This is a genomic window from Vibrio sp. NC2, from assembly GCF_025195005.1.
GTDB classification, from domain to species: domain Bacteria; phylum Pseudomonadota; class Gammaproteobacteria; order Enterobacterales; family Vibrionaceae; genus Vibrio; species Vibrio splendidus.
Genome location: NZ_JANVFC010000008.1, coordinates 65737 through 88363, shown reverse-complemented (window position 1 = coordinate 88363; position 22627 = coordinate 65737). Strand labels below are relative to the sequence as shown.

21 protein-coding genes are annotated in these 22627 nt (G+C 46.0%); 6 read left to right on the top strand and 15 right to left on the bottom strand.

From position 1 onward, the window contains the following. The 11 genes from NX845_RS12700 to gspC form a co-directional block, all read right to left on the bottom strand. Entirely contained in the window at positions 1-489 is a 489-nt protein-coding gene (locus NX845_RS12700; RefSeq protein WP_017086954.1) for a type II secretion system protein M, read from the bottom strand. A 20-nt stretch (positions 490-509) separates the two neighbouring features. After that, positions 510-1757: a type II secretion system protein GspL gene (gspL, locus tag NX845_RS12695; RefSeq protein WP_065682031.1), complete on the bottom strand. Its 1248-nt coding sequence runs from the start codon at positions 1755-1757 to the stop codon at positions 510-512. Further along, positions 1726-2775 carry a type II secretion system minor pseudopilin GspK gene (gspK, locus tag NX845_RS12690; protein ID WP_076646114.1) on the bottom strand — a complete coding sequence of 350 codons (1050 nt, stop codon included), beginning with the start codon at positions 2773-2775 and terminating at the stop codon, positions 1726-1728. Before gspK ends, gspL begins: the two co-directional genes overlap by 32 nt. Beyond that, entirely contained in the window at positions 2759-3526 is a 768-nt protein-coding gene (gene gspJ / locus NX845_RS12685) for a type II secretion system minor pseudopilin GspJ (RefSeq protein ID WP_405054870.1), read from the bottom strand. The genes gspK and gspJ overlap by 17 nt, the downstream gene beginning before the upstream one ends. 40 nt (positions 3527-3566) lie before the next feature. Then, positions 3567-3962: a type II secretion system minor pseudopilin GspI gene (gspI, locus tag NX845_RS12680; RefSeq protein ID WP_017086958.1), complete on the bottom strand. Its 396-nt coding sequence runs from the start codon at positions 3960-3962 to the stop codon at positions 3567-3569. Continuing rightward, positions 3949-4542: a type II secretion system minor pseudopilin GspH gene (gspH, locus tag NX845_RS12675; protein WP_108185763.1), complete on the bottom strand. Its 594-nt coding sequence runs from the start codon at positions 4540-4542 to the stop codon at positions 3949-3951. Before gspH ends, gspI begins: the two co-directional genes overlap by 14 nt. A 117-nt stretch (positions 4543-4659) precedes the next feature. Next, entirely contained in the window at positions 4660-5103 is a 444-nt protein-coding gene (gene gspG / locus NX845_RS12670) for a type II secretion system major pseudopilin GspG (RefSeq protein WP_004735601.1), read from the bottom strand. A gap of 88 nt (positions 5104-5191) precedes the next feature. Then, positions 5192-6412 (bottom strand): type II secretion system inner membrane protein GspF, encoded by a 1221-nt coding sequence (gspF, locus tag NX845_RS12665; protein ID WP_004735600.1) that lies wholly within the window; start codon positions 6410-6412, stop codon positions 5192-5194. 1 nt (position 6413) lies between these two features. Continuing rightward, positions 6414-7916 (bottom strand): type II secretion system ATPase GspE, encoded by a 1503-nt coding sequence (gspE, locus tag NX845_RS12660; protein ID WP_004735599.1) that lies wholly within the window; start codon positions 7914-7916, stop codon positions 6414-6416. Beyond that, on the bottom strand, positions 7916-9940 hold the full coding sequence (gspD, locus tag NX845_RS12655; RefSeq protein ID WP_017094144.1) for a type II secretion system secretin GspD: 2025 nt from the start codon (positions 9938-9940) through the stop codon (positions 7916-7918). Before gspD ends, gspE begins: the two co-directional genes overlap by 1 nt. 41 nt (positions 9941-9981) lie before the next feature. Further along, on the bottom strand, positions 9982-10878 hold the full coding sequence (gspC, locus tag NX845_RS12650) for a type II secretion system protein GspC (protein ID WP_029222215.1): 897 nt from the start codon (positions 10876-10878) through the stop codon (positions 9982-9984). Between the two features lie 317 nt (positions 10879-11195). Here gspC and hslR point away from each other — a divergent pair, with 317 nt between their 5' ends. The 4 genes from hslR (at position 11196) to NX845_RS12630 (ending at position 16582) form a co-directional block, all read left to right on the top strand. Beyond that, complete coding sequence (hslR, locus tag NX845_RS12645; protein WP_017090220.1) at positions 11196-11582, top strand: ribosome-associated heat shock protein Hsp15; 387 nt, start codon at positions 11196-11198, stop codon at positions 11580-11582. An 18-nt stretch (positions 11583-11600) separates the two neighbouring features. After that, the gene (gene hslO / locus NX845_RS12640) at positions 11601-12494 is read left to right on the top strand and encodes an Hsp33 family molecular chaperone HslO (RefSeq protein WP_017086961.1); all 894 of its coding nucleotides are present in this window, start codon (positions 11601-11603) and stop codon (positions 12492-12494) included. Between the two features lie 337 nt (positions 12495-12831). After that, entirely contained in the window at positions 12832-14457 is a 1626-nt protein-coding gene (pckA, locus tag NX845_RS12635) for a phosphoenolpyruvate carboxykinase (ATP) (RefSeq protein ID WP_004735593.1), read from the top strand. Between the two features lie 154 nt (positions 14458-14611). Continuing rightward, entirely contained in the window at positions 14612-16582 is a 1971-nt protein-coding gene (locus NX845_RS12630) for an AsmA family protein (protein ID WP_260256862.1), read from the top strand. Between the two features lie 88 nt (positions 16583-16670). Here NX845_RS12630 and NX845_RS12625 read toward each other — a convergent pair whose 3' ends face one another. From NX845_RS12625 to NX845_RS12615, 3 genes are read right to left on the bottom strand one after another with little or no spacing between them, the layout of a single operon-like run. Then, positions 16671-17606: a bifunctional GNAT family N-acetyltransferase/hotdog fold thioesterase gene (locus NX845_RS12625; RefSeq protein WP_004735591.1), complete on the bottom strand. Its 936-nt coding sequence runs from the start codon at positions 17604-17606 to the stop codon at positions 16671-16673. Positions 17607-17622: 16 nt separating this feature from the next. Continuing rightward, complete coding sequence (gene dtd / locus NX845_RS12620; RefSeq protein WP_004735590.1) at positions 17623-18057, bottom strand: D-aminoacyl-tRNA deacylase; 435 nt, start codon at positions 18055-18057, stop codon at positions 17623-17625. Continuing rightward, positions 18029-18970 (bottom strand): virulence factor BrkB family protein, encoded by a 942-nt coding sequence (locus tag NX845_RS12615; protein ID WP_017086963.1) that lies wholly within the window; start codon positions 18968-18970, stop codon positions 18029-18031. Before NX845_RS12615 ends, dtd begins: the two co-directional genes overlap by 29 nt. Before the next feature lie 205 nt (positions 18971-19175). Here NX845_RS12615 and NX845_RS12610 point away from each other — a divergent pair, with 205 nt between their 5' ends. Together NX845_RS12610 and NX845_RS12605 are read left to right on the top strand one after the other, a co-directional pair. Then, a complete protein-coding gene (locus NX845_RS12610) occupies positions 19176-19817 on the top strand; it encodes a DUF2959 domain-containing protein (RefSeq protein ID WP_017079335.1) in 642 nt (213 codons plus the stop codon). Between the two features lie 20 nt (positions 19818-19837). After that, on the top strand, positions 19838-20368 hold the full coding sequence (locus NX845_RS12605) for an AAA family ATPase (RefSeq protein WP_260256861.1): 531 nt from the start codon (positions 19838-19840) through the stop codon (positions 20366-20368). Between the two features lie 358 nt (positions 20369-20726). Here NX845_RS12605 and typA read toward each other — a convergent pair whose 3' ends face one another. Beyond that, entirely contained in the window at positions 20727-22559 is a 1833-nt protein-coding gene (typA, locus tag NX845_RS12600) for a translational GTPase TypA (RefSeq protein WP_017079337.1), read from the bottom strand. Positions 22560-22627 lie beyond the last annotated feature (68 nt).

The window sequence follows — 22627 nt, the reverse complement described above, 5'->3', positions numbered from 1 at the left end:
TTAACCTCGTTTAAACTGTAGTCGGTTGATCTCAATAACCCCAGGGCTATCAGAGCGATCAATATCCATAAACTCAACCTCAACACCCTGCTTTTCTTTCAGGTATGTCAGCCAGTCAACGAACTTATTAAATGGCACAGGCTTAATCCACACTTGCAGCATCTCACCACGTGGTTGTACTCGTATCAGCTCGATGTTAAAGCGGCGCATAGAAGCAGGCACAGATTGGTTCAAGGGCTGACTGGCACTGATGCCACCGCTGCCTCGTAGTTCAACCACTTGATTCGCTTTGTCGGTTACCCAAGCAAGAAGCTGCTTCTCACTTTGAATACGACTTTGTGCAAGTTCAGCTCGCTGACTGAGTGGCTGTAATAACCCCCAATAAACGACACCCAACACCAATAAAACTGAGCAACCAACAACTAATCGTTGCTCTCTTTGACTTATTGAAGTCCACCACGCTTGGAGTGGTTCAATCATATTTCTCATCACTGATCTCCTTACGCAGGTTATTGATGGGGTTTAAGAGTAAAGCTGCCAAATACGGCATCGCCATTGCGATTCAATGGCCCTTGCTCAACGACAAACTTCTCTTCGAGTTTCACCCTTGCGGTCTCAAAGTGTTGGAAGTCAGAACTTTTAGCCTGCAGTCGAACCTCAGAACGGTTGCCATCGTAGCGAATGCTTTCAACTTCGATCGTCTTCACTTGCCCTAAGGTTTCAGGCAACAATGCTAGCCAACCGAGTAAGGAGTCACCTTCGCCTGAACCACCGTATTTCTTAGCTTCATCATTCATCTGACGCTTAAGGTAGCTTATTGTCGGAATGCGTTGTTTACCTGGCAGCACAGCTCTAAAAATACGTTCACTCTCGGCTCTGTAAGCTTCGGCTTGCGCTTCATACTGCTGAACCTTCAACACTTGTTGAGTCACAATCACGGCCACCAGCAAACAAGCAGCAATCGCCACTTTCTGCCAAACACGCCAATATTTACTGAATGAAGATTTGGTTTTAAAGGTGCCAGTCAGTAAATTTACGCCGCTTGTGATCGCTTGCTGACTCAATAAAGACATCACCAATTCCGCAGGCTTTGCTTGCCACTCGAGACCGCTTTGCTGTTGAACGTCGTCGCTCGGCATCGCGGTATAGCTGAAGATAGTCGTCGCTTGCTCTTCGTCGTCAGCGACAACCCAATCACTTTGCAAAAACATCGGTAACCATGCTTCGCTGATTGATACGGCTTGATAGTGACCTTGACGTTGAGAGTGACCTTGGCGTAATAACCAATGTTGGTCGATCTGTAATGCACTGATGCCTTGATCTTCCAAAGGCACGGCTAGTGTATCTGGTAGCACCTTGCGGAAGATTATATTGGCTTCGCGAAACAGGTCTAAAGCTTGTTTTAACCATTCACGATCCACACCACACACGGTAGCGTGAGTGGCATCTTTATCTAAAATAGTCAGGTGTAAGTCTTCGATATCTTGTGCGACTTCGTCTTCTAATAAGAACGGCAGCATAGAATCAAACTGGCGAGCAGCACCTTTCGGGATCTCAACACGCTTAATTAAGCATTCACTTCCCGGCAATAAAGCGATACAGCTGCGCTTTTCAGCGTAAGGCGTTAACTCGTCAAGCTGTTCCCAGCTAGACAGTTCACCGCTTGCTATCACTTCTTGTTGGCTTGTCGACCAAACTAACCACTGCACAGGGCTTTGTGGTTCGCTACTCAGTCGAACGGTCAGAAACTCGCTCACTGATTCCTCCAAAACGACGGCGTACTACCGTCACTGTTTCTCGATTACTACTATAGAAAAGCGTCCGTATACGTACACGTGACTGCTCAACTAATACCTCTGCATCTAGCTCAAAATAGGCGCTATCTACAGTTAAATATGCTTTCGCTTTCTTGCTGACTTCGGCACTTACACCAACAATGGCAGGTTCAGCCATGAAAGCATCTACCGTATCCCAACCATCAAACGGGCGTTTGTCTATCAGCTGTTTGGCATCCGACTCACTTAAACCGGGGGCAAACATCGCTTCCAATAAAGGCGCTTGCTTTTCCGTGAGAGTATTCACATTCAAGCGGAAATCATCGGTGGGTAAAGCGCAAACAAATGGGCGAACCTTATTCATCACTTCACCAGTGACCTGATAAACCGCTCGTAGCTCCGATTCATCGGCCATTAAGCCATTCGCCGCCAAATAAGAGGGCTTCATCGCTTCATACGTGCTGTCTTCTACGCCAGACGAAGAGGTGGTTCGTGTATCCGCATCAACAAATTCCCACGTTGAATTTGCGATAACCTCAGCCTGATAAGGCTCAACGTCTTGGTTTTCCAATAAGGTTTGCCAAACCGTGATTAAATAAGGAGTCTGGTTACTTGAAGTGGTCGCCACTCCGGCTAAGGCATTAAGATTAAAACATGCCTGAGCATCAACAATGCGGCCCTTAACTTGGCCATAATCCAATGGGTATACCTGCTCTTCTAAAGCCCATGGTTGGCTTAGGTTCACGGTATCACTGTCTTTGTAACTTTGCCTAATACCGTCTTGCACCAACGCTTCTACACCAATGCTGTACCAGTAAGCCTGTTGGTAATTCAGTTGGTTACCAACACGCTTGAATTGCGTAAACAAACGCTCGGACATGCTGCCAGCAATGGTTGCCATGATCGCCAATAGCATCAAAATAATGATCAGCGCGACACCACGCTGCTTGCGCCCCATGGCAGACCTTGTCAGTGCAAACTTGTTAGTTCGATGAGTCATTATTCCCCTCATTACTACTTGAAGAGTCACTGTTTGAAGAATCATCGGCCTGATCTAGAGTGCCACCTGGAGTGAGATAAACACGCTCTATCTCACCATAGTCTTTTAGTGTCAGCTTAAGCCTCACTGCTTTCGGCAGTGATTTATCGGTTTGCCACTCTTTCCCCCAGCGGCTTCCGTCATAAAACTCGAATTCCAAGCTTTCAACATCATCAAGCAGAGGGGTAATCACACCTTCTTGGCCTGCAGGGGTATCGGGATAACGCCACCATACACGCTCAAGTGTTTCTTCTTTAATGCGGTAGCCAACCTTCGTGACTTCACCGCGAGGAAACTGCTGTTGTGGGTTGTGCCAACCTAGGCGAGTAAACATGATGCCTACACTGTCGGAATCCAGTAAATACTCTTTCATTAAGATCAGCTTAGATGATGCTTCTTCAGCGTTGGTACGAAATTTTCGCACCGCCATCTGGCGAAAATCATTATCTAAAATGACTAAACTGCGTTGCAGTTGGTTCAAACGAGCACTGCGCTCAATAGAGATCTCGTTGCTTCGCTGTACCTGATTAACCACCTGATAAGCCGCCATGCTTAACGTGGCAAAGATAGCGATCGAGACCAAGACTTCAATTAGGGTAAAGCCTCTCCCTTTGGAAGATAGACCTTGTTTACGCGGCGTACGCTTATTTTCCGACATGCTCTTACTTAGCGACACGCTCTTAGTTAGCGAGCTGTTCTTAATTGACAACATGCTCTTAGTTGACCACACGCTTTTAATTGACCACATGCTCTTAATTGACCACATAGCTTCGCACCGTAACGACTGGAGACGCTTTCTTACTGGTTGCCGCACTCACATCAAAAGCCTTTAATAAATCATCGCTGGTATCGATAGGGGTAATCTTCCAGAACCACTCCCTTCCCGCTAACTCTTGCGTGCCCTGTGCTTTTTTAAGCTTCTCAGGATGTAGCATGACTAGGGCCATTTGATTATCAACGACCATCGCCGCGAAGGTTTTTTCTTCGAGATAACTGAGCGTATTGATGTGCTGGGTGACAGCACGAATCACACTGATCGCCGCCGTAGCGAAGATAGCCAGCGCAACCAATACTTCAAGCAGAGTCATTCCTCGAGAACCAAGAGGCATACCGCGAGAACGATAAGGAGAACGGTTATTCTTCTTCATCTTCTTCTCCCGGCTCTAGCAGTCGAATCTCACCATTATCCAATACTCGAATGCGCCAACCATCTTGTATTGTGTCACCCGTGTTTGGGTAAAACGACAGTACAAATGGCGTCATTTCAGCACTCGACAAGATGTAGATCTGTGGTGGCTTGGGCTTCTTTTCCTCTTCCAGATCCGCAAACATGTCTTCATCAAATAAGCTTCCCGGATTAAAAAGACGATCATCGTCTTCCCACGCGCCACCACCTAATGTCAGCGACAGTGCCAGTTCTTCCGGTAATTCAGTTGAAGAAGGGATCTTTTCGAACTCCGTTTCTTGCCAGCCATCAGACTTCAAAGTCATCAGAACGTAAGTCGATTTTTTTTCATCAACACGAACACCAAAATCTAAGCCACTCAAAATAGCCTCTTCATTGAGTAGCTGAATTCGCTGATAAAAGCTTTGAGCGTATTTTTTAGCAACATCTTTGCTATTGGTAGGGATGGTCGAGATCACCGCGACCGCCGATACTGACAGTAATACCAACACCAAAAGAATCTCAATCAAGGTGAAACCTGGCTGTGTTTGCTTAGTTTTCACCTTGTAGACTCCATTTTTTGCGTACTACCATCAATAACGTATCAAGCGACAATGACGTATCAAGCAACAATAACGAATCAAACAACAGGAACGTATCAACCGACAACAAGCCGAAGCTTATTGGAAGTCCTGCATGTTCCAGTTGCCGATATCCGCAGCAATACCTTCACCACCTTCTTGACCATCTGCGCCAAGAGTGAAGATATCAATTGTGCCGTTATCACCAGGACTTAGGTATTGGTACTCATTGCCCCATGGGTCGTTAGGTAGACGCTTGATGTAACCGCCGTCTCGGTAGTTACGAGGCTCAGGGCTGCTTGGCTTTGTCACCAACCCGTCAAGGCCTTGATCTGTTGTTGGGTAAACGCTGTTATCCAGTTTGTACATGTCGAGCGCGTTCTCTAGCGCCACGATATCAGTGATGGCTTTTTGTTGATCCGCCTTCTCTTTGTTACCCAACAGGTTAGGTACAACAAAACTTGCTAGAACACCAAGGATAACGACAACAACCATGACTTCTAATAGGGTAAAGCCTGACTGTTTTTTCATTTTATTTTTCATTATTTTCTCCAAATTACAGATAGCGAGTTAAGGGGAATGATGTCCTTCTTCTCGATAATCCAAAAACTAACGTCTGATGAGCAGCAGGTTAACCACTCATTAAATTGTTCATTTCAAGCATTGGCATCAGCGTCGCCATCACGATAAACAGCACTAAGCCAGCCATCAACGCAATAAGCGCTGGGGTAAAAATGCCTAACGCGATATTGACCGTCGATTCAAAGCTTTGATCCTGGTTATCTGCCGCTCTTGTCAGCATCTGTTCCAATTGGCCACTCTGCTCACCACTGGCGATCATATGCAGCATCATCGGGGGAAAGAGTTTGGTTTGATCAAGCGCTTTACGCAGGCTTGCCCCTTCTCTAACGCTATCTGATGCCTGTAATACTTGTTGTTTCACGTGATGATTCGACATCACATCTACCGCGACCTTCATCCCTTCAAGGATAGGAATCGCACTAGAGGTACAGATAGAAAGTGTTCGTGCAAAGCGAGAGGTGTTGATCCCTTTCGCTATCTTGCCGATCAACGGGATGCTCAATAATTTGCGATCCCAGCTCATGCGAACGCCCGGCTTTTTCAGCGCAGTCTTAACCAACACAATCACACCAATGGTCAACACCAGTAATTGGATGCCCCAATTCTGGATAAATTCACTCGATGCTAATAAAAATTGTGTCGACTGAGGAAGCTCTTGTCCCATTTGGATAATAGGCTCAACGATCTTAGGCACTACCGTTGCCAGTAGGAACGACACAATCGTCACCGCAAACACCACCAGCACGATTGGGTAGATCATCGCTTGCAGCAACTTAGAACGCATCTTCTGACGGTTTTCTGCGTAGTCAGCCAATCGTTCCAATACCGCATCGAGGTGTCCTGACTTCTCACCAGCAGCAACCATGGCTCTGAATAGCTCATCGAAGATATGGGGATAATCAGACAAGCTGTCTGCTAACGAATAACCTTCAGTCACCTTAGATCTCACCGCGAGTAGCATGGTGCGAATACGAGGTTTCTCAGACTGTTCGGCAACGGCTTTCAAACACTCTTCCAACGGCATACCAGATTGAACGAGCGTGGATATTTGACGAGTAATAAGCGCAAGATCAGGTGTACTGATGCCGCGTTTAAAGCTGGTCGATGGCTGAGCACCTTTTGCTGTTTTCGCTTTAGCCTCGGTCATCTCAACCGGCATCAAGCCAAGTTCTTTGATTCTTTGGCGAGCCTGACGAGCATTATCTGCTTCAATTGAGCCTTTTTTACTTTTGCCTTTGGCATCCAGTGCTTTGTATTCAAATGCCGCCATACTAGACTTCCTTGGTCACGCGCATCACTTCTTCTAGGGAAGTTACCCCTTTCAGAACTTTGCTCAAGCCATCATCTCGAATACTTGGTGTTGTGCCACGAATTGCTTTATCAATCGCCTGCTCACCCGCTTCACTGTGAATCAGCTCTTGTACTGAGTCATCAATCATCAGCAGCTCATGAATACCCGTACGACCTCGATAACCCTTATGGCCACACTCTTCACAACCTTTGGCATGGTAAAGCGTCAGGCTTTCTTTCTTCTTCAACCCAAACAGTTTCTTCTGCTCTTTATCGGCTTCATAAGGTTCTTTACATTCGTTACATAAGGTACGAACCAAGCGCTGAGCCAAAACACCCAGCAGTGAAGAAGAGATCAAGAAAGGTTCAATGCCCATATCACGCAGACGTGTAATCGCACCAACGGCAGTATTGGTATGCAGAGTCGACATAACTAAGTGACCTGTCAAAGAGGCCTGGACAGCGATCTCTGCGGTCTCCAAGTCACGGATCTCACCAATCATAACAACATCAGGATCTTGACGAAGAATGGCACGTAAACCACGCGCAAAGGTCATATCAACCTTAGGGTTCACTTGTGTTTGACCAATGCCATCGATATCGAATTCGATTGGGTCTTCAACGGTTAAAATGTTTCGTTCATTGCTGTTGAGTTCTTGCAGACCTGCGTACAAGGTCGTCGATTTACCTGAACCTGTCGGGCCAGTCACCAAGATAATGCCGTGTGGGCGCTGAATCAGCTTACGGAAGTTTTCATGGTTTTCTGCTGTCATACCTAAACTGTGCAAGTCTAGACGAGTGGCGTTTTTGTCCAACAGACGCATTACCACACGCTCACCGTGCGAAGAAGGCATGGTTGAAACACGAACATCAACCGCTCGGCCACCAATACGCAGAGAGATACGGCCATCTTGTGGCACGCGTTTTTCTGCAATATCCAGTTTAGCCATAACCTTGACACGTGAAACCAATAGCGGAGCCAGTTTACGGCTTGGCGCTAGAACATCACGCAGCACACCATCAACTCGGAAACGGATACAAAGTGACTTTTCAAAGGTTTCGATATGAATATCCGAAGCACCTTCCTTGATCGCCTCACCCAGCATCGCATTGATTAACTTGATGATTGGCGCGTCGTCTTCTGATTCAAGTAAGTCTTCGTCTTGAGGCAGCTCTTCCGCTAGTGAGAAGAAATCATCACTATCAGCACCAATGTCTTCCATGAGCTGACGAGCTTCTGACGAGTCACGCTGATAAGCATCGGTCAGTTTTTTATCAAACTCATCGAGAGTAATCGCTTGTGGCGTAAAACCATTTTTCACCACTCGACTCACTTCAATGATCGCCGCCGATTTCAGTGGCTCAACATAATAAAGTATCGGTGCGCGCTCTGGATGTTGATACTCCAACACCATCTTATAGCGATTCGCAAAGCTAAACGGCAAGCGCTGATAAGTACGTGCCGCCCCTACCAATTCAGCCATTATTCTTGTTCCATTTGATCGATGAAGGCTTGAATTTCAGCCGGGTGATTCATGTCGGCACCAAATTTAGGCAATACCGGGATGTTATCGTCGGCCATTAATTTCAGTCCTTGCTCAGCCTTGTACAACTGCTCAGCACGGATGAAGTTGTATTTACGCTGAGTGATACCATCGGCTGTCATACCATCACGAATAATGGTTGGTTTGATGAAGACCATTAAGTTCTTTTTCTCAACCTGAGTACTGGTTGATTTGAACAGGTGTCCAAGCACTGGGATATCACCCAAGAACGGCACCTTCGATTCACTTTCCAATGCGCGTTCATCAATCAAGCCACCAAGCACCAGCATTTGACCGTCTTGAACAATCACTGATGTATTTAGCTGTCGCTTAGCAAAACGCACATCAACCGCACCATTGGCGCCTAATACGTTCGATACTTCTTGTTCTATTTGCAGTTGAACTGAGTCACCTTCGTTGATTTGTGGCACCACTTTAAGCTTGATACCCACTTCTTTACGTTCAACCGTTTGGAATGGGTTATCGTTACTTGAGCCTGCGGTCGAGCCAGTTAAAACAGGCACCTCTTCGCCCACAATGAACGACGCTTCGCCGTTATCCATCACAGTGATACTTGGAGAAGATAGGATATTTGAATTTGAATCGGTCGCTACTGCACTGATCAAGGCAGTCCAGTCACCCATTACCACGCTCATTGCCGCGCCGTTCACGCCAGAAAGAGCAGAAGCTAAAGTTGAGTAGTCACCTTCTTTCGTAACGGTATTAAAACCAGTCACATTACCATTATCATCTGTTATGGTTGTGGTTTCCTCACTATCTTTTGCTTCTTCCAAACCAACCATTACGCCGCCAATCGATGCACCAGTGTTGCTGTACTGAATCATGGCACCCGTTTCTAGGTTACCCCATTGCACACCAAGATTAACACCGTCACCTTCTGCCATCTCGACAATCAGGGCTTCAATCAAGACTTGAGCACGACGAATATCCAACTGTGCGATCACATCCTGCAGCGCGTTCATAATATCCGGCTGAGCGGTAATAACCAGAGAGTTGGTATCGCTGTGAGCGGAGATCATCACTTGGTTACGTTGCGATGAGCTGCCTTTGGTTGAAGATTGCTTTTCTGATTGCAGGTTGTCCGACACGCCTTTCAGCACATCAACTAAATCTTCTGCTTTTGCGTACTTAAGGTAAATAACTTGGTTGTTGCCCTTGGTTGCCATTTCAACATCAAGCTGTTCAATCAGCCTTCTTAAACGGCTACGTACTTTAGGGTCGCCTGAGATAAGAATCGCGTTGGTACGCTCATCAGCAACTAATTTAGGTTGTAGGAAGGCAGGTGTATTTTTAGCATCTGTGGTTTTGCTTAACGCATCAACGATACGTACCATTTCTGCCGCAGAAGCATTCTTTAGCTCAACGACTTCAATCTCTTTATCACCCGCTTGGTCAACGCGCTTGATGATTTCAGCTAAACGATTAACAACGGCTGCACGGCCTGTAATAAGGATGATGTTGGCTGGGTCGTAGTGCACAACGTTACCCGCGCCTGCATTGTCGTTTAGTTGACGAAGCAGAGGAGAAAGTTCACGCACCGAGACATTACGAACCGTCACAACACGTGTCACCACGTTGTCGCCTTTGATCGTATCACTGTCTCCAACGACTGGAATTGCCGATGTTTTCGAATCTTTGGCCTTGATGATCTTAAGAACACCTGAGTCCATTTCGACAACCGCGTAGCCATACACTTCCAATACGTTTAGGAAGAAGCTGTAATATTGCTCTTCATTGAGTACGTCGTAGCTGCGTACATCGATTTTTCCGCGCACCGAAGGGTCAACGATGATCGTCTTCTCTAGGTTACGACCAACAATATTAATAAACTCTTGAATATCAGTGCCTTTAAAGCTGGCACTAAAATCACTCGCGATGGCTGCGGGTGTGCAGATTAAGCTTCCTGCCAATAACCATGCACTTTTCTTAAACCAATGCTTCACGTACTTCTCCTACACTTTCGTCCTTCGTTAGACGCAAAGTTTTAAAATTCAATAAACACTTCATGTTGTTGACCATCTCTCTCGACGACGAGGTTTAGCTCTGTCAACTCTGAGATAGAACGGAATATGTTGCCCATAGCAGCAGGGTCTGTCAGGTCTTGTCCATTTAACTGAGTGGCAATATCTCCGTTTTGGAGCCCAACAGAGTTAAAAAGTTCTGAATCTTTGCCAGGGCTCACACGATAACCAATCACTTTATCGTCGCGTTTCACCTGAGACAGTCGAACATATTGGAAGATTTGTTGCGGATCTTTCATTATCTTCGCTTTAATTTCATCTAGCTTCTCTTCTGCAGAAGCTGGGTTGTTGCCACGCACAGAAGAAGAGGTACGAGGTGGCGCAGGCGCTGATACAGACAAACGCTTGTACTCAATACCTTCAAGCATCAGGGTTTCGTCTCGCCCAGAGTTATCGATGATCACACGATCGACCAATACGGCCTTGAGCTTAGCTCTAGTGCCTTCAATCTCTTCGTTAATTCCGTAGGTCGCTTGTGTGCCGCGATTGGCAATCACAGCCAAGCTCAGTTTTGGATTAGAACTGGCTACTGCACCCACCAAAACGAGATTCAGTCGCGTCTTTGGCGCATCTTGGATAACTTGCTGCTCAACCACAGCAGGCGTGGTTGGGTTATAAGCACCAAACATGTTGCTCTGCTGCAAAGAAGAGATATCAAGAGTCGATTGAGGCGTTGAAGACGAGGAAGCCGTTGCTACCCATGGCACCACGGTTTGCTCAGCAGGTTCAATAAACCATGCAAGCTGTCCTAAAATCCATGCGGAAGCTGCGATCAACACACAACAAAGAACAAGGCTCAGTTTCTGCTGGAGTAAAAATCCATTCTCTAAAAATCGGCTCAGCACCGGAGAGTTATCCATGCGAAGTTTGAGCTCTAAAAAGTTCACGTTCCCTAACCCTTTCTATAACGAATAAAGCTGTAACCTACTAAACTATCAGCTTTTTTGTTCATACATTCTGTTCCAGCTTATTAAAAGCATAAGATCCTGAACTATATCATAGCAAATCTATAAATCGGCATTACCTGAGCTATTTTGTAATCTTCCTTGAAAAAAAAGCCAATCGCCTCCACATAAGCTTCTACTAAATGTGATAAGCGTCATCAAACAAAATAAGTTGCATACTGTGAATAACAGTTAAACCGCATTCATTTCTAACTGAAAAGGCACTGTCCTATATGAAAACGACTAATGAAGCTGTCAGACTCGATAAATGGTTGTGGGCAGCACGCTTTTATAAAACTCGTTCAATTGCTCGCAACATGGTCGATGGTGGCAAAGTCCACTATAATGGTCAGCGCAGTAAACCCAGCAAAATCGTAGAACTTGGGGCAGTGGTTACCCTGCGCCAAGGGAATGAAGAAAAGACGGTCACCATAGAGAAAATATCCGCACACCGCGGCGGGGCGCCAGTCGCTCAAACCCTCTATGAAGAAACCACCGAAAGCTTGGCAAAAAGAGAAGAGTTTGCACAACAACGCAAGCTAAATGCTCATAGCCCAGCACCAGAACGTCGCCCAGATAAAAAGCAACGTCGTGACATCATCAAGTTCAAGACTCAATAAGCTAGAAGGAATAGCCAAATGGCAGACCCAATGTCTACAAGTAATGTTTTAAATCGCTACCTATTTGAAGACCTATCAGTACGTGGTGAATTGGTACAGATGGACGAAGCGTACCAACAGATTATTTCTAGCAAGGAATACCCAGCTCCAGTACAAAAGCTGTTGGGTGAGCTACTGGTTTCAACGACGCTACTAACGGCGACGCTAAAGTTTGAAGGTTCTATCACGATGCAACTGCAAGGTGATGGTCCAGTATCTCTCGCTGTTATTAATGGCGATAACGATCAGAAGATTCGTGGTGTTGCGCGCTTTGACGGTGATATTGCTGACGACGCTGGCCTGCACGACCTTATAGGTAAAGGCCACCTAGTGATCACTATCGATCCTAAAAAAGGTGAGCGTTACCAAGGTATCGTTGGTCTTGAAGGTGACACTCTAGCTGAAGTCCTTGAAGGTTACTTCGCAAACTCTGAACAGCTAAAGACTCGTCTATGGCTACGTACGGGTGAACATGAAGGCAAAGCACACGCTGCGGGTATGTTGCTGCAGGTTATGCCAGACGGCACCGGTACGCCAGATGACTTCGAGCACCTGGAGCAGTTAACTGACACGGTTAAAAACGAAGAACTATTCTCTCTAGAAGCAAATGATTTGCTGTACCGCCTATATAACCAAGAGAAGGTTCAGGTGTTTACCCCTCAACCTGTCGAGTTCTTCTGTGGTTGTTCTCGTGAACGCAGTGGTGCCGCTATCATTACTGTTGCTCAAGAGGAAATCTACGACATCCTGAGTACGGAAGGTAGTGTTGCGCTTCACTGTGATTACTGTGGCACAAACTACTCGTTCGATAAGGGCGACGTTGATGCACTGTACGCAGAAGCAGCAGATAAAGGCGACAATACGGTTCATTAATTTACAGCGTACCAAAAACACGTAATTTACCCCAAAAAGGTCAGCACTAAGCTGGCCTTTTTTGTGATCAAAATAGCGCAAAGCCCGTAACATCTCGTAATAAAATCACCGCTTAATTTTAATCAATTAATAATGTTCTCGCCCCTAGCGCAAAGGTTTGCGTACAGGATAGACTAGTCGGGCCAATATGTGACGAGACGCTTAAAACCTCACGGTTAATATGGATATTTTTTGAGCTGTATCCCTGTTTCCCCCGAGCCTCGTTGTTAGCATGGTGAGCAGATAACAATAAAAAATTAATACAAAATCCCTACAAAATATCCTACAAGGAGCACCTATGACCGTTATGGAACATACTAAGGCTGCACAAATTGATCTAACTAAGCACGGACTGACTGGCGTTACTGAAGTTCTTCGTAATCCTAGCTACGAGCAGTTATTCGTTGAAGAAACACTGCCAGGTTTGGAAGGCTACGAAAAAGGCGTAGTAACGGAACTAGGCTCTGTTGCGGTTGACACTGGTATCTTTACTGGACGCTCACCAAAAGATAAGTACATTGTTAAAGATGACACTACGCGCGATACCATGTGGTGGTCAGATCAAGGCAAAAATGACAACAAACCGATTACAACTGAAGTATGGAGTGAGCTGAAAGAGCTTGTGACAACTCAGCTATCTGGCAAACGCCTGTTTGTCATCGACGGTTATTGTGGTGCTAACCCAGATACGCGTTTAAGTGTGCGTATTATCACTGAAGTAGCGTGGCAAGCGCACTTCGTTAAGAACATGTTCATTCGTCCAACTGACGAAGAGCTAGCAACGTTCGAACCTGATTTCGTGGTAATGAACGGTGCTAAAACAACGAACCCTAACTGGGAAAAGCAGGGTCTAAACTCTGAAAACTTCGTTGCTTTCAACCTAACAGAGCGCGTTCAAATCATCGGTGGTACTTGGTACGGCGGTGAGATGAAGAAAGGCATGTTCGCAATGATGAACTACCTGCTTCCTCTGCAAGGCATTGCTTCAATGCACTGTAGTGCAAACGTTGGCGAAGAAGGCGACGTAGCTGTATTCTTCGGCCTATCAGGTACCGGTAAAACAACCCTATCAACCGATCCTAAACGTGAGCTAATCGGTGATGATGAGCACGGTTGGGATGACGATGGTATCTTCAACTTCGAAGGTGGTTGTTACGCGAAGACGATTCGTCTATCTAAAGAAGCAGAACCAGAAATCTACAATGCAATCCGTCGCGATGCTCTGCTAGAAAACGTAACGGTTCGTGGTGATGGTTCTATCGATTTCGATGACGGTTCAAAAACAGAGAACACTCGTGTTTCTTACCCGATTCACCACATCGACAACATTGTTAAGCCAGTATCAAAAGCCGGTCACGCTCAAAAAGTTATCTTCCTGACTGCTGATGCGTTTGGTGTGTTACCACCTGTTTCTAAACTGACTCCAGAACAAACTAAGTACCACTTCCTATCTGGCTTCACAGCTAAGCTAGCAGGTACAGAGCGCGGTATTACTGAACCAACACCAACGTTCTCTGCGGCATTTGGTGCGGCATTCTTAACTCTTCACCCAACTCAGTACGCTGAAGTGCTTGTGAAGCGTATGGAAGCGGCTGGCGCTGAAGCTTACCTAGTGAACACAGGTTGGAATGGCACAGGCAAACGTATCTCAATCCAAGATACTCGCGGCATCATCGACGCTATCCTAGATGGCTCAATCGACCAAGCTGAGACTAAGGTTATCCCTATGTTTAACCTAGAAGTACCGCTAGCGTTGCACGATGTTGACCCAGCGATTCTTGACCCACGTGATACTTACACTGATCCACTACAATGGGAAAGCAAAGCGAAAGATCTAGCAGAGCGCTTCATCAACAACTTTGATAAGTACACAGACAATGCTGAAGGTAAGTCACTGGTTGCGGCAGGTCCTCAACTAGACTAACCCAATCATCTGCTCGGGCTTAGCCAAAAGCTAACGCCCAATTTAAAATGATATTTTTGTAGCAAGCCCCTCTTTTGAGGGGCTTTTTTGTTGCTGCTTGCCCCTTTTTGTTCCACTCTGTTTTGAGACTATTGAAATTTAAGGCTTTCAGGGAATGAAAAAGGTATTCATGGTGATTGGCATTGTGGTGGCCATCATCGTTGCGACTATCGCAGCGTTGTTATTAAGCCTACAAACTCAATACCGATCGGATGTTGCTAACTTTTTTATCAAGCATACGCTTGAACAACCTGTACTCATTGAAGACGTTGAGTATCAGGCGCCTTATCACATCACCTTGATGGGCATTACCCGAAGCCAACCTGATAAACAAAAACCTCTCTATATCGACAAGATCGATCTTTGGTTCAATCCCAGCTCGATTACAGAAGCTAAACTGGTCTTGGACTCCGTCTTGATCAGTGGCCTACAGTTGGAAATAAGCGATCTAGAGGCATTCACGCCGTTATTCACCCAACCAAACATCAAGCTCCATCAGCTCGCCATCAATAATCTCGACTTTTCGACCCCAGACTTTAATGCGCGAGGCATCGACCTCCAGATCTCCGATCCAACGTGGGATGACAACAACGCATTACTGCCTTATGGCAAAATCCAACTCTCAGCCACGCAGCTGTATTGGCAAGGAGAAGCCTTCGATAACCTGTTGTTTGACCTAGACTTAAAACCTAGTGACAGCACGCTTTATGGCGCTTCATTTGACTGGCGCGGTGCCAAGATTTCAGGACAAGCAGAGCAGTATCAGCAAGATTGGTCGTTGGTAAATGTGACCGTCGATGGCTTACGACTCAATCAGAAACAGACCCAAAGCCTACTAAGCAAAGAGTGGGATGTAGCCGGTATTCAGATCAATCACATCAATAGCTTAGATATTCTGCGCAGCGACGTGGAATGGCAAGATGGTCACCTCGCAGCTTTTGATGCCTCACTAGAAAATATCCAACTGCCTTTTGAGCTGTGGAAGCAACAGACAGCCATTTTCTCTCTGCAAGCAGAGGGAGTGACCATTGATGATGACATCTTCATAGAGCCAAGTATCAAGCTCAATTTAGATCCGAACCAGATTCTGATTGAAGACTTCTATACTCAATTCTTACAAGGCAGTATTCAGCTTAATGGCGAAGTAACCCCTAGCAGCATTCAATTAGCGCAGCTCGACCTGCAAGGCATAAAGTGGATTACGGAAAGCCAAGATAAAGTTCTACCATCCGCTCGCCTATTGCCTTGGCTGACACAGCTTCAGCAAGCCTCTATTGACCGACTTAATATAGAACGTAGCCAACTTATCCAACTCGCAAACAAACCTTACTGGCAGGTCTCAGGGCTGCATGTAGAAGGACATCAAGTTCAACTGCTGCAACAGAGAAAGTTAGGACTGTGGCAAGGCAAGTTGATGGTTAGCGCCAACGATGCAAGCTATCAAAATATTGTCAGTGTTCAACCCGTGGTTGAAATGAATAGCGAACAAGGGAAATGGACGCTGACACGCCTGTTTATGCCACTAAAGCACGGCTATATTGAAGCCAACGCAACACTCGACTTCAACCAAATCAGTAAGCCATGGAGCTTAGATATCTCTGCCGATGGATTACCCATAGCACCCATGCTGCAGCAACTCGAATTACCGCTCGATGCAACCGGCTATGGTGAGTTTGAACTTCAAGCCGCAGGCTTGTATGGCGATTCTTTGATGCTCGGTTACTCAACCACTGGGCAACTCACTGGCAGTGTTCGCCAAGGTGTGATGACCTTTAACGATAAGCTTTCTGAAACATCGACTGATAACGTGTTTGAAATCCCAGAGCTTAATGCGAATTTTGACCGTGGTCGCTTCACTCTCGAACCAATGCACATTATTGGTGCGTCCGCAGCAGAGCAAGGTACACAAAGAGTTCAAACGCTCAACGGTGAGGTCTCTGGAGAGCTCGATTTGCTAGAAACTAGCAAACACACTCTATCCATTTCGTTATCGGACCAATGCCATCAAATCTCAGGAAAGCTCACCCAAGCTGAGTATTCCGAGATTAACGACTGCCAACAAAAAAGCGCCACTCCACAGGAGTAGCGCCTTCTATCTTTAATCTTTATCTGTATCTGTATCTGTATCTGTATCTGTATCTGTATCTGTATCTGTATCTGTTAGCCAGTGTCAGCTATACGCTTACGTTGGAGTCTGTTGATAATCGCTTTTTGTAGTCAGGGATCAGCATATAGGTTCCCGTAAACTCAACCGCTTCCACATCGCCACTGTTAATGGTCACATGAATGATGATGCGAGCTTTTCTGCCCGACGCGAGGCGATCTAAATCACCACTGATCCCATCCAATGACGTAGATGCGACTGGATTTTGCTCGACTGGGTGACGATAACGAATATTACTGTCTGCCAGCACGATATCACCGGTCAGCCCACGTTCTTTCATCAGTAGCCAAGTCATTCCCCAACCCGTTAGAGTCGCCAAGGTAAAAGCTGAGCCAGCAAACATGGTGTTATGAGGGTTAAGGTTGGGATTCAACTGAGCGCTACACTCAAACTGATAACCCGTGTATTGGTTAATCTTGATGCCCATTTTGTCACTGATCGGGATCTGATTTTCCCAACGCTGCTGAAGCTCATTACACCATTCTGGTTTGCGCAGTACATCAGCCATTGGATCAAGAGGTTTCACCATCTGTTGATGACGCACAGGGCCACGCTGGTCATTAATTTCACCACGACGTTCAAACTCATTCTTTTCATAGAATGAGATCGCATCTTCACGTGCATTACACACCAAACGCTTCGCCCCTTCTTGACGTGCCAGTGACTCTAGCGCAACCAAGATGAGTGAGCCCATGCCTTTACTTTGGCGAGATTTCTTCACCGCCATATAGCGAATCTGCCCCTCTAGATCTGGGGTGATATAGAGACGACCAATCGCCATCGGGCGACCTCGACCATCGACAATCATGCGATGGTGACTCATGGCATCGTATTCATCGCGCTCTGAACCTACCGGCATTCGCCAAGGTTCACGGAGCATCTGCCAGCGAAAATGGTAATACTTGTTCAGCTGATTTTCGGTGGTCGGTGTTATGAGTTTAAACATGCTTATTCCTTTAAGCCTAAACCTGCAGCCAGAATGTTACTGGGCCATCATTAACCAAAGACACTTTCATGTCGGCTGCGAATCGGCCACGTTCCGTTGGCAACACTGATTCACACTGGTCAGAGAAATAGTTGTAAAGACGCTCTGCATCTTCTGGGTGAGCACCACGAGAAAATCCTGCTCGTGTGCCTTTCTTGGTATCAGCTGGCAGAGTGAATTGAGAAACCACTAATACCTTACCTTCTACCTGCTTTACATTGAGATTCATTTTATCGTCTTCATCTCCAAAGACACGATAAGTGGTCACTCGTTCCATCAAACGTTTGGCTTTGGCTTCGTCATCACCTTTTTCTACGCCTAACAGAACCAATAAGCCTTGCTCAATTTCACCCACTACTTCGCCATCAACACGGACGGCAGCTTCACTTACTCTCTGGATCAGTGCTATCACTGTTGTTTCCTTGCTCTGTGATTTTTTCTTTATCCGACGAGTGTACCATTTCTTGAGAGTCACTCCACTGTTCCTGCTCGCCCAACGCGGCCGTCACCTCAGCACCCACCAACACAATCAACCAGCACAAATACACCCAGACAAAAAGAATGGGAATCGCTGCTAATGCGCCATAAATCAATTGGTAAGAAGGGAATTGAGTAATGTAAGCCGCGAAGCCTTTCTTACTGAGTTCGAACAACAGAGCCGCAACCAGAGAGCCCGCTGCCGCATGAGAAAAGTGTATCTTTTTGTTGGGAACCAACAGATACAGACCGAAAAACGCAAAGAATGAGGTAATCAAAGGGAGCTTGCGAATCACGGTATTAAAGGCACTCGACACGACTTCGTTTTGTAACAAGTTCAATGATGTCACATACGACGTTGCAGCAATGCTCGCCCCAATCAAAATAGGTCCAAGCGTTAGCACCATCCAATACATTGAAAAGGACAACACGGCCCGACGCTTTTCTGTTACTCGCCAGATGTAGTTAAGGTTCTTATCGATGTTGGAGATCAGCATCAATGCCGCAATGAATAAGAACACACTGCCCACCGCTGTCATTTTTCCGGTATTGGCAACGAACTCGAGTAGAGCACCATGCACCGCATCCCCAGATGCTGGAACAAAGTTGGTAATAACGAAGTTTTGAATCACTAGACCAACATCAGCAAAGACTGAAAATGACGATAAGATAGAGAGCAAAACCGTCAACATCGGTACGATCGAGAGCAAAGTAATGTACGCCAAGTAACCCGCATTCACATTGACCCTATCGTGCGTCATTCGCGCCAAAAGATAGCGGGAAAACTGAATGCTCCCTGTGACTGCGTTTTTTATCTTCAACTTGTAACTCCCTGGTAACTCGTTCATAGTCCTAATTAATATTCCGTTGTATTAATCACAGTAAGTAAGGGTTCAAAAATAGCGTAGGAAAAAGGCTTGAGAACAAGGCAGAGTTTTTTGATAAGTAGTTATTCTACAATCAAAAATTCTAACGCTGTTATCGAGCATTTTAACAAGCTAGGTTGAGCAGTTATTTACTACGATTGATATTATTTAACTATAGGAAACTAGGATGCCTTATTTAATAGTTATAGTCCTCTCTATTTTTACTCTTACTGGATGCCAATCCGCTTATTACTCCGCCATGGAGCAAGTGGGTTACCACAAGCGTGACATTATGGTCGATAGAGTGGAAGACGCTAAAGAGTCGCAGCAGGATGCTCAGGAAGAGTTTACTAGCGCACTTGAAGCCTTGAGTAGCCTGACGAATTTCAGTGGCGGCGACCTTGAAGACATGTACAACCAAATCAACGATAAATACCAAGACAGCGAGAAAGCCGCACAAAATGTCAGTGATCGCATTGCTGCGATTGAAGACGTGTCAGATGCGCTGTTTGCAGAGTGGCAGAGCGAGTTAGACCTCTACACCAGTGCTTCACTGCGCCGTTCGAGTGAACAAAAACTGCGAGAAACCCAATCGTCTTACAAGACCATGCTTTCAGCAATGAAACGCGCTGAGAAGAAAATGGACCCGGTACTCAACACCCTTCGCGACAATACGCTTTATCTAAAGCATAACCTCAATGCGAGTGCTGTCGGTTCGTTGCAGGGCGAATTTATGAGCTTAGAAAAAGACATCGCCTACGCGATAGAACAGATGAATGCTGCAATAGCAGAATCGGATAAGTTCCTAGCTCAACTGAACCAGAAGTAGCGCTACAGATAAAGAACACGATGCAACCGATCATTATTACTGGCGGCCCCGGAGCCGGGAAGACAACACTGATCAATGCCTTGGGTGACATGGGTTACCCAACCTTCGCTGAGTCCTCTCGCCAGTTAATAGAACAGCAGAGCCAACTTGAGAACGGTATCTTACCTTGGTTCGACCTACCGGGCTTTGCTCGCCTGTGTCTCACTGTCATGAATGAGCAAAAGGAACAGGCCAACCAGCATCCGGTTGCGTTTCTCGATCGCGCCATTCCAGATATCTGCGGTTACTTAACTCAGGCAAACCTTGAGATTGACGAAATCTACCGAGAAGCTAGCCAAGGCTATCACTCACAAGCCTTGTTCTGTCGCCCTGAGGCATCGATTTACGTACAAGATGATGTGAGGCCTTATCCGCTTGAAGAGGCATTAGAGATTCACCACGCGTTAGTCAGAGTCTATCAAGAGCTTGGGTATGAGATTATCGAGGTGCCATTTATGTCAGTCGAAGAACGGGCTCTATTTGTTAAAAGCCACCTAGGTATCAAAAACTAGATCCCCACTCGGTCGTTCCTCCCTCTTGAGGATGACGAATACTTAAATGCTCTTCGTATCTCGCATCTCGTTTACCCGCATCTAAACAAACTTCCGTCATTCCCTACAGTGAGGAACGAACGTGATAGGGAATCTCTTGGATGCCGTAAAAGAAAGATTCCAGATATCTCGTCCCTCGATTCTGGAATGACGATTCGATAAATAAATATGGAACACGCTCTTCGTATCTCGCATCTCGTTTACCCGTATCTACGCTAGCACCACATAAAACAAAAGCCCCGAGCAGCTAGGCTACTCGGGGCTTTCTTACTTATTCTAAAACGTATTGCTTGATAGCTAGAAGCTAGTCAGCTGGCAATTAAGCCTTAGCTGGACGTGCTGCACGCTTACGGTCGTTTTCAGTAAGAAGTTTCTTACGGATACGTACGTTTAGTGGCGTTACTTCTACTAGTTCATCTTCATCGATAAACTCAAGAGCTTGCTCTAGAGTGTGCTTGATCGGTGGAGAAAGAACTTGTGCTTCATCAGTACCAGATGCACGAACGTTCGTTAGTTGCTTACCTTTCAGACAGTTTACTGTTAGGTCGTTTGAACGGTTGTGAATACCGATTACTTGGCCTTCGTAAACTTCATCAGCGTGCTCTGTGAATAGACGACCACGAGCTTGAAGGAAGAACAGTGCGTAAGTCAGTGCTTTACCCGTTGCGTTCGAGATTAGAACACCGTTGTTACGTTGACCAATGATACCGCCTTTGTGAGGACCGTAATGATCGAACGAGTGGTAAATAAGACCAGAACCAGACGTCATTGTAAGGAATTCAGTTTGGAAACCGATAAGACCACGAGAAGGCATCATGAAGTCCATGCGAACACGGCCTTTACCATCTGGTGCCATATCCGTTAGCTCACCCTTACGTAGACCGATGCTTTCCATGATCGCACCTTGGTGCTCTTCAACTACATCGATAGTAACCGTTTCAAACGGTTCCATTCTCTGACCATTTTCTTCTTTAATGATTACTTCTGGACGAGATACTGCAAGCTCAAAGCCTTCACGACGCATGTTTTCGATCAGGATAGAAAGGTGAAGCTCACCACGGCCTGATACGCGGAAACGGTCTGGGCTTTCAGTTTCTTCAACACGTAGTGCAACGTTATGAACCAATTCTTTTTCTAGACGCTCAAGGATGTTACGTGAAGTAACGAACTTGCCTTCTTTACCCGCGAACGGAGAAGTGTTTACTTGGAAAGTCATTGTTACTGTTGGTTCATCAACAGACAGTGGTTCCATTGCTTCAACATTGTTTACGTCACAGATAGTGTCTGAAATTTTCAGCTCACCAAGACCCGTGATTGCAATGATGTCGCCAGCGTTAGCTTGTTCTACTTCGTGACGCTCAAGACCTAGGTAACCAAGTACAGTACCTACTTTACCGTTACGTTTCTTGCCTTCAGCATTCACGATAGTTACTTGTTGGTTTGGCTTAACAGAACCACGAGTAACACGAGCAACACCGATAACACCTACGTAAGAGCTGTAATCAAGTTGAGAAACTTGCATTTGTAGTGGACCTTCAAGGTCAACTGCAGGCGCTTCTACTGTATCAACAACAGCTTGGAACAATGGTTCCATGTCTGTGCCAACTTCGCCTTCTTCCATTGTTGCCCAACCGTTTAGAGCTGAAGCGTAAACAACAGTAAAGTCTAGTTGCTCATCAGTCGCGCCTAGGTTGTCGAACAAGTCAAATACTTGGTCCATAACCCAATCAGGACGAGCACCAGGGCGGTCAATCTTGTTGATAACAACGATTGGCTTAAGGCCGTGTGCAAATGCTTTTTGTGTTACGAAACGAGTTTGAGGCATTGGGCCATCAACTGCATCAACGATCAGAAGAACTGAATCAACCATAGACATGATACGTTCAACTTCACCACCGAAGTCCGCGTGTCCTGGGGTATCTACGATGTTGATACGGTAATCATTCCAGTCAATTGCTGTGTTCTTAGCAAGGATTGTAATGCCACGCTCTTTTTCGATGTCATTCGAATCCATGACACGCTCTTCAGCTTCACCACGAGACTCAAGAGTGCCTGACTGTTGTAGTAGTTTATCAACCAAAGTCGTTTTACCGTGGTCAACGTGCGCGATGATCGCGATATTTCTTAACTTATCAATCTGTGGAGTAGACATGGATTCTCGATTCACTCATAAAAGGTAGCCGTCAATTATCTCAAAAGTTTGGATAATAACCGCTAGCT

What these genes read in the sequence shown, in the direction of transcription:
- gspC (WP_029222215.1), bottom strand. Translation starts at nt 10,878, where the DNA reads ATGGATAACTCTCCGGTGCTGAGCCGATTTTTAGAGAATGGATTTTTA.
- NX845_RS12700 (WP_017086954.1), bottom strand. Translation starts at nt 489, where the DNA reads ATGAGAAATATGATTGAACCACTCCAAGCGTGGTGGACTTCAATAAGT.
- hslR (WP_017090220.1), top strand. Translation starts at nt 11,196, where the DNA reads ATGAAAACGACTAATGAAGCTGTCAGACTCGATAAATGGTTGTGGGCA.
- gspE (WP_004735599.1), bottom strand. Translation starts at nt 7,916, where the DNA reads ATGGCTGAATTGGTAGGGGCGGCACGTACTTATCAGCGCTTGCCGTTT.
- NX845_RS12615 (WP_017086963.1), bottom strand. Translation starts at nt 18,970, where the DNA reads ATGAACGAGTTACCAGGGAGTTACAAGTTGAAGATAAAAAACGCAGTC.
- NX845_RS12630 (WP_260256862.1), top strand. Translation starts at nt 14,612, where the DNA reads ATGAAAAAGGTATTCATGGTGATTGGCATTGTGGTGGCCATCATCGTT.
- NX845_RS12610 (WP_017079335.1), top strand. Translation starts at nt 19,176, where the DNA reads ATGCCTTATTTAATAGTTATAGTCCTCTCTATTTTTACTCTTACTGGA.
- gspJ (WP_405054870.1), bottom strand. Translation starts at nt 3,526, where the DNA reads ATGTTGTCAATTAAGAACAGCTCGCTAACTAAGAGCGTGTCGCTAAGT.
- pckA (WP_004735593.1), top strand. Translation starts at nt 12,832, where the DNA reads ATGACCGTTATGGAACATACTAAGGCTGCACAAATTGATCTAACTAAG.
- gspF (WP_004735600.1), bottom strand. Translation starts at nt 6,412, where the DNA reads ATGGCGGCATTTGAATACAAAGCACTGGATGCCAAAGGCAAAAGTAAA.
- gspG (WP_004735601.1), bottom strand. Translation starts at nt 5,103, where the DNA reads ATGAAAAATAAAATGAAAAAACAGTCAGGCTTTACCCTATTAGAAGTC.
- typA (WP_017079337.1), bottom strand. Translation starts at nt 22,559, where the DNA reads ATGTCTACTCCACAGATTGATAAGTTAAGAAATATCGCGATCATCGCG.
- NX845_RS12605 (WP_260256861.1), top strand. Translation starts at nt 19,838, where the DNA reads ATGCAACCGATCATTATTACTGGCGGCCCCGGAGCCGGGAAGACAACA.
- NX845_RS12625 (WP_004735591.1), bottom strand. Translation starts at nt 17,606, where the DNA reads ATGTTTAAACTCATAACACCGACCACCGAAAATCAGCTGAACAAGTAT.
- gspI (WP_017086958.1), bottom strand. Translation starts at nt 3,962, where the DNA reads ATGAAGAAGAATAACCGTTCTCCTTATCGTTCTCGCGGTATGCCTCTT.
- hslO (WP_017086961.1), top strand. Translation starts at nt 11,601, where the DNA reads ATGGCAGACCCAATGTCTACAAGTAATGTTTTAAATCGCTACCTATTT.
- gspK (WP_076646114.1), bottom strand. Translation starts at nt 2,775, where the DNA reads ATGACTCATCGAACTAACAAGTTTGCACTGACAAGGTCTGCCATGGGG.